This window comes from Methylophaga sp. UBA1464 (assembly GCF_002325665.1).
Lineage (GTDB): Bacteria > Pseudomonadota > Gammaproteobacteria > Nitrosococcales > Methylophagaceae > Methylophaga.
The window spans coordinates 538-7094 of the sequence record NZ_DCSO01000053.1 but is presented as its reverse complement, the minus strand read 5'-3'; the positions used below and the strand labels follow the sequence as shown (position 1 = coordinate 7094).

The following is a 6557-nucleotide window of genomic DNA, read 5'->3' as shown; positions in this document are numbered from 1 at the left end:
AGCCATTAATGGTTGAGGGTGAGCCATCCTGCTTCAAAGGAACCTTCTCGGTAATGGTGGCTCTGCCGGTACTGACCGCACGATCCATTGCCTGCTTGCGGGTGGCATCGGAATACATATCAAACCCCAGCGCCCGCCTATTTTTGTTGGTCATAGGTTCGATATACAGATTTGAAGAATATTGATCACGCTTACCATGCGGGTAAATGTCATAACTCAATAAGTCGGTTTGCCTGACGGCATTGATATGCGTTTGTTTTTGCTCTGGAGTCAGGGCAACAACGTAACCCAGTCCCTGAATACCCCGATAGTTTTCTTCGAGTTTCAGACTCTGATAAAAATTGGCAAAATCATTTCGAGATAAATCGGGCGCAACATAAAAAAGCCCCTGAGTTGCACGCAACATTTCCTCGTAGGCATTTATTTTTCCGACTACAGCATTGACAGCCTGGTTAAATGTCAGTGTATATGCGGCTTCGAGCCGAACATACTCTGTTTCGGCCATTTTTCCTGCCACAAAAAATGTCACGATCAAACCAAATAGAAAGGCCAGAAATGATGTCACCAGCGTAAAAGGTTTGAGTAATAAACTCTGATGAGTACGAATAGTCGTCAGCTCCATTAAAATTCAGATCCGTTGAATACTATGCTGTCCGTTATTATCGAAAAGCGGTTTCACTATTTTTGCTTAAGCTTTTCCTTACGCAAGATATGCAGAAATTCTACCTGTACAGCATAACAAAACCCAAGGAACTTCATCACATACCCAGTTTAACAACTGGCTATGTCCATGGGTGTTCTGTGCTTTCAAGTTTGCGTCAGCAGTGAACTGAAATCAGGTCAAACAAGGCGCAGCCAAATTAATTTATCGGGTATTTTTCTCAGTCTCGTCCGTTCAGAATTTACGAACAAAACATTATCTGGAGCATTACCTGTCCAGACTTCTTTATGATTATTCCAGATACATAAGAGTAGTGGCTGAAGGATTTTTCTCAATCAGAACTGGGGGTTCTGGGGCTTTATTACATAGGTTATAGTGCTTATCTTAAACTCATGTTAAGCTCAGTTATGGTCTTTGTTTTTGACCTGATATAAACCAACGGAGGGATGTACATGAAACAAAAAATATTCGCCTGGATAGCGTTACTGGGCTTTTTTGGAAGCGTCACCTTACCGGTGCAGGCCGCCATGATCACTACGCCGGATGTGATTCAGTCACAGCAATCCGAATATGATCGTGAACAGTTATTTTCGATGCTGGATCGTGATGATGTTCAGGAAAAATTATTATCAATGGGGGTCGCTCCTGAAGTAGTCCAGGATCGCATCAACAGCATGACTGATTTTGAAATTGCCCAATTAAATCAGCAAATCAATGATATGCCAGCCGGCGGGATCCTTGGTGCCATTGTGCTTATTTTTGTTGTATTTGTGATTACCGATGCCATTGGTGCAACCGATATATTCCCATTTGTCAGACCGGTCAGATAGTCTGGTTTCAATGATGCAAAAAGGTTATGGCATTACCAACACCCAGCTCCGGCTGGGTGTTTTATTACTACTGAGTTTAATCCTCCCAGCCTGTAGTCATACACCGCAAACCAATCAACTAAACCAGCAGGCGTTTGAACCCCGTATGGTTGAACTGGAGGATGTGCCTTTTTTCCCCCAGACTCAGTATCAATGTGGTCCCGCCGCTTTAGCCACTGTTATGCAATACCGTGGCATAGACATCCTGCCTGACACCCTGACCGAACAGGTATATATCCCGGAAAAGCAAGGCAGTCTGCAGATAGAAATGATTGCAGCCACCCGCAAGCAGGGTTTAATGCCCTACCCGTTAGCACCTGATATGGAAGATTTACTGACAGAGGTCGCTGCCGGCAATCCGGTTCTGGTTATGCAAAACCTTGGATATAACTGGAAACCCTTCTGGCATTACGCCGTAGTAGTGGGTTTTAATATCGATTCAGGTGAGTTAATCCTGCGTTCAGGAGAAACCAAACGCTGGCAAACCACTCTGCAAACCTTTGAACGTACCTGGGCACGAACTGAACATTGGGCCCTGGTCATCGTTGAACCGGAAAATATTCCATCCACTGCCAATCTGGCCGTCTGGTTACAGACCGCTTATGACGCTGAAAAAACCGGTCAGTCAGCTACAGCAGAACAAGCTTACCAGGCAGCAATGTCGCATTGGCCAGATAATAAACAACCCGGAATTGCATTGGCCAATCTGTATTATCAACAAGACAGCTTTGTTAAAGCCGATACCATATATGGCCAATTAACAGAAAAATTCCCGCAAGAAGCCTCACTGAGAAATAACCGGGCATATACGTTAAAGGCGATGGGCTGTCATCAAACCGCTTTGGCTTCCGCAGCCTGTGCAATACGACTGGCACCTGACGATCAAAATATTCAGTCTACATTTCAGGAAATGTTCGCCTTGGAGCCGATTTCCCATAAAACCTGTCCAACCATATCCTGTATAAACTGATCACCGGATAACAGAACAATCTTAGCGATCTGTCTGATGCATGTTTAAGGTTGTGGTAGTACTTTCCCTGACATAAACTAAACTGAAATATTGACGGAAATGGTATGCGACAGCTTTTCGTCATGACTATCAGGATGCCGTATTTTGACAAAAAGCTTATTGAGAATTTTGTACAGCAGCAAAACCCATCAGCGTTTATCAGAAATCGATTTAACAAAGCTGCTGCAACAGAGTCGACAAAACAATTGGCAAATCCAGATCCATGGCATCCTCTGCTATAACCATTCCGATTTTATTCAGGTACTTGAAGGTCCCGAAACAGCGGTCATTAAACTCTATCAAAAAATCCTTGATGATGACCGTCATTATGACTGTAAACTGATTAATATCTGCCTTAGCAATAAATACATTTTTAACGACTGGTCAATGGGCTACATTGATATCAGTCAAGGTAACATGCGCAGGCTGAGACAGGAGTTACCTGAAAAGTTATCCAGTGATAATGCCGATAAATTTGCTTTTCAGCTGAAACATTATCTGAATAGCCCATCCCAGAAAAATGCTGATCAGACTCTATTTATCTGATATCACCTGACCATACGAACAATATACGAACAAAGAAAGAGAGAAAACGAATCAAATGACTATTGAAATGCCCAATTTCAAACCGTTAGGTTGTAATAAGTGTTTAGAAGGTGGTGGACTGGATTTCAGTTTTTCAATGGCATTCCAGCCGATTGTTAATATTAAGGATAAACAGCTTTTTGGTTATGAAGCACTTGTCAGAGGTGTGAATAATGAGCCTGCCTACACAATACTGGACAAACTGAACGATACCAACCGCTACTCATTTGATCAGACCATTCGGGTAAAGGCCATCCAGATGGCCAAACAACTGGATTTGCAGGGTATGCTCAGCATCAACTTCTTCCCGAATGCCGTATATCGACCTGAAACCTGTATCAGGGCGACACTGGAAGCGGCTGAGGTGATGAATTTTCCGACTGAGAATTTAATGTTCGAAGTCACTGAGGTGGAAAAAGTAAACGACAACAATCACCTGAAAAATATCTTCGATGAATACAAACGGCATAACTTCACCACGGCAATTGATGATTTTGGATCGGGTTATGCCGGATTAAATCTACTTGCTGATTGGCAGCCTGACATTATCAAACTCGATATGGCACTGATTCGGAACATTAATACCGATAAAGTTCGACAATCCATCGTGCGTTCAATCATCATGACCTGCAATGATCTGGAAATAAGCGTGATTGCCGAGGGTGTGGAAACGATTGAAGAGTTTCAGTTCATACGGGATCAGGGCGTGGCTTTATTTCAAGGCTACTATTTTGCCAAACCACAGTTTGAAGCGTTGCCAGACGTTGATCCCGCACTTTATCGCTGACAGAAATAAAGAAATAAAAAAAACCTCCCTCCAAATTAAATTCTGGAGGGAGGTCATTGTTTATTTTACTTCAAAACGGCCTTTCATCATGCCGCTATGTCCAGGAAATGAACAGAAGAAAGTCAGCTTCTCACCAGCCAGTCCTTCAGTAGAAAATTCAACTTCTGATGTTTCTCCACCGCCAATCACTTCCGTGGCAGCAATGATACGGTCATCACCTTCTGGCAGATAATTATTATCCAGGCCTGCGGCAGCACCTTCTTTCACAATTGCCTGCATATCATCCGTCTTAGTTAACACCCAGTTATGGCCCATCATATCTTTTGCCATTGAGCCAGTATGTTTAAGCGTAACCTTGACGGTTTCACAGCTGGCAGGAACCGACATTTTTTTCTTGTCGAAACTCATTTGATCAGTACCTTCAATGACCAATTCACATTCATCGGCAAATGCAGTAAACGGCAACAACATAAATACGGCAGCAGCGGCTAACAAACGATTCTTATTCATTTTGATCTCCCAATAATTCCGGCAACATTGCCTTCTTCACAAGATAAGCACACCAACAAAATTCAGTTATCAATTAAACGTGTTGTGTGCGTGCATACATGATTCATCATTAATGCTAATCCGTTTCATCCCATTCAGATCTCTGCAACTGACCCACCACTTTGCTGAATGATTAAATCTCACCATCATCCTCTGCAGTTGGTGACAGTTTATCTATCAAATAAACTGATGAAACCGTGGTTCTTAATAATAATCGTTCTCATTATAGAGAGCAGATTTTAATGATAACAATAGGTCAACACAGATTGAGAAAGTGTTCCTGTATTCATCCGAGAAACACCGGCACTATTGAAAATCATGCTTTCCAGACGACAACCAGGCCCTTAAAGTCAGGTTGCAACTGAACAGATAACAGTATTTCTGTTAGTCCGCTTTAACCTGGATGTCAAAATAATTTTCCAATGCATTAGGTGACATCATGATGGCCAAAAAGGTCATCATCAGACCTGTTCCCTGTGGATTTTTCGAATTAATATCCAGTTCCACCTGAGGCTTATCACTGTCGATAAAACGGGTGCTGGCCTGAGTTAATTGTGACTGCAAATCAGCCGAAATGGCCGGTAATGCAGAAAACTGCTGCAGCATTTGCTGTTTCAACTGGTTTTTGAAAACCTCTGGTGAGACACCCGCTTTTTTAGCGTTTTCCTCGATTAACGGTTGCCAGGCACCACGATCTTCAAACTCGATAGAGGCTTTAATCAAGCCAGTCTGCATCCACTCGGCCGAGGTTGTTGTCATATCCTCATTATTTCTAAGCCGCTGCATCTGACTTTCCAGATCAGGGATCTGACTGAAATCAGTATGCAGATTCATTGAGAATAATTGAGCCGCGTCTTTTTTTGTCAGTTCGGGATTATAAAACTGATTCTGCAAATTCAGGCTTAACTGACGTTCCACCGGTTTGTAACGATAAGCAAGACGTTGATTGTGGCCTATTTTATCCTCGTTAATCCCCAAGATTCGCAAAGTATCCACCAGTGATTGTTCCTGTTCTGGCGTACCATCACCACCCGTCACGGTAAATAACGCATCCTGAGTCGAAATATTCATTGCATAAATGAAATCCTGCTCCTGATTCAGTTCAATCTCACTCAGTGTTAGTAAACCAATCTGATGTTTACGACCGGCGTCATCAGTAACCAATACATCTTTAACTGAAATGTTTTTGTTATATGGATTCGCAGCCACTTCACCGACTTCAACCTGGCCACCATTCTGATTAATTCTGGTGACTAATTCGTCCACCAATTCCTGCGCAGCCTGGTTAGCCTGATTATTGGCGACCGCATGCGCTCCGCCAAGTGCAATCGCGATGATTGCCAGGGGCACATAAATGATTTTTTTGACTTTGAACACTGCTGTCTCCAACAAAATTGAATTAAAACTGAACTGCAGTATGCCTGTAAGACCATCTACAAACTAGTTTAGTTTGAGGTTTAAAGACACAGTAAACCATTATATGGCCCCATCAAGTCTAGGGGCTGCTGCTCTTTCATAAGTGCCTTTGTTATGACGCTAAACGATCAACAGGTCCTGATTTTAAACCCGTTAAAACCGTTCAGCTAACACATAGATAAAAAAACCGACGTATAGCCGGTTTATTTTTTGGTTAAGCAAGGCGTGAACGATTAAGGGATCCCAAATAACTAAGGCCAAAACACATAACGTTTTCCAGATTATTGCTGAATAAAACAATTACGCTTTGTTGCAGATTTTTTCCACTCCATGTTTACCATCATGCATGCCACGATAAACCAGACGACACAGTTGATTACCCTGCTCAATTTTAATGCTGTCGCCCACATTTAACCTTTTAGTTTGATCATTAATCGTAAAGATAATACTGCGACTTGATTGATAGTAATCCCGTAACGCTAATACGCCTAAATCAGGGTAATAAATAGTCTGGAACTCAGGCAAAGCGATAGTTGGAATCAAATCCCCACCTTTTTTATTCAACAGTTCTTTTCTAAGCACTTCCCGATCATGAGCGACCGTTTCCAGTTTACTGGTTAAGGATTGGTTGGCTTGCATCGCCTGATTAAGGTTTTGACTCAACTGGCTAATCACGTTTTG

Annotated in this window: 8 protein-coding genes; 4 read left to right on the top strand and 4 right to left on the bottom strand. The window is 42.4% G+C overall.

Features of this window, described 5'->3' with window-relative positions; translation table 11 throughout:
- Positions 1-622: CHASE domain-containing protein (locus tag B3O33_RS06425; RefSeq protein ID WP_292363217.1), on the bottom strand; the 622-nt coding region annotated here is incomplete at its 3' end.
- A gap of 491 nt (positions 623-1113) precedes the next feature.
- Here B3O33_RS06425 and B3O33_RS06420 point away from each other — a divergent pair.
- The 4 genes from B3O33_RS06420 to B3O33_RS06405 all read left to right on the top strand — a co-directional run bounded on the left by B3O33_RS06420 (position 1114) and on the right by B3O33_RS06405 (position 3911).
- Complete coding sequence (locus tag B3O33_RS06420) at positions 1114-1491, top strand: DUF6627 family protein (protein ID WP_292362579.1); 378 nt, start codon at positions 1114-1116, stop codon at positions 1489-1491.
- A gap of 13 nt (positions 1492-1504) precedes the next feature.
- Entirely contained in the window at positions 1505-2500 is a 996-nt protein-coding gene (locus B3O33_RS06415) for a PA2778 family cysteine peptidase (RefSeq protein WP_292362578.1), read from the top strand.
- Between the two features lie 144 nt (positions 2501-2644).
- The gene (locus tag B3O33_RS06410; protein ID WP_292362577.1) at positions 2645-3085 is read left to right on the top strand and encodes a BLUF domain-containing protein; all 441 of its coding nucleotides are present in this window, start codon (positions 2645-2647) and stop codon (positions 3083-3085) included.
- Between the two features lie 55 nt (positions 3086-3140).
- Positions 3141-3911: an EAL domain-containing protein gene (locus B3O33_RS06405; RefSeq protein WP_292362576.1), complete on the top strand. Its 771-nt coding sequence runs from the start codon at positions 3141-3143 to the stop codon at positions 3909-3911.
- 60 nt (positions 3912-3971) lie between these two features.
- On the opposite strand, the gene azu is transcribed toward B3O33_RS06405, so the two are convergent.
- The 3 genes from azu to B3O33_RS06390 all read right to left on the bottom strand — a co-directional run.
- Entirely contained in the window at positions 3972-4421 is a 450-nt protein-coding gene (gene azu, locus B3O33_RS06400) for an azurin (RefSeq protein ID WP_292362575.1), read from the bottom strand.
- Positions 4422-4844: 423 nt separating this feature from the next.
- Positions 4845-5837: a hypothetical protein gene (locus B3O33_RS06395; protein ID WP_292362574.1), complete on the bottom strand. Its 993-nt coding sequence runs from the start codon at positions 5835-5837 to the stop codon at positions 4845-4847.
- A gap of 339 nt (positions 5838-6176) precedes the next feature.
- The coding region (locus tag B3O33_RS06390; RefSeq protein WP_292363216.1) for a hypothetical protein at positions 6177-6557 on the bottom strand (381 nt) is incomplete at its 5' end.

Excerpts from the sequence above, each read along its gene's own strand:
- B3O33_RS06420 (WP_292362579.1), top strand. The coding sequence starts at position 1,114 with ATGAAACAAAAAATATTCGCCTGGATAGCGTTACTGGGCTTTTTTGGA.
- B3O33_RS06405 (WP_292362576.1), top strand. The coding sequence starts at position 3,141 with ATGACTATTGAAATGCCCAATTTCAAACCGTTAGGTTGTAATAAGTGT.
- B3O33_RS06415 (WP_292362578.1), top strand. The coding sequence starts at position 1,505 with ATGCAAAAAGGTTATGGCATTACCAACACCCAGCTCCGGCTGGGTGTT.
- azu (WP_292362575.1), bottom strand. The coding sequence starts at position 4,421 with ATGAATAAGAATCGTTTGTTAGCCGCTGCTGCCGTATTTATGTTGTTG.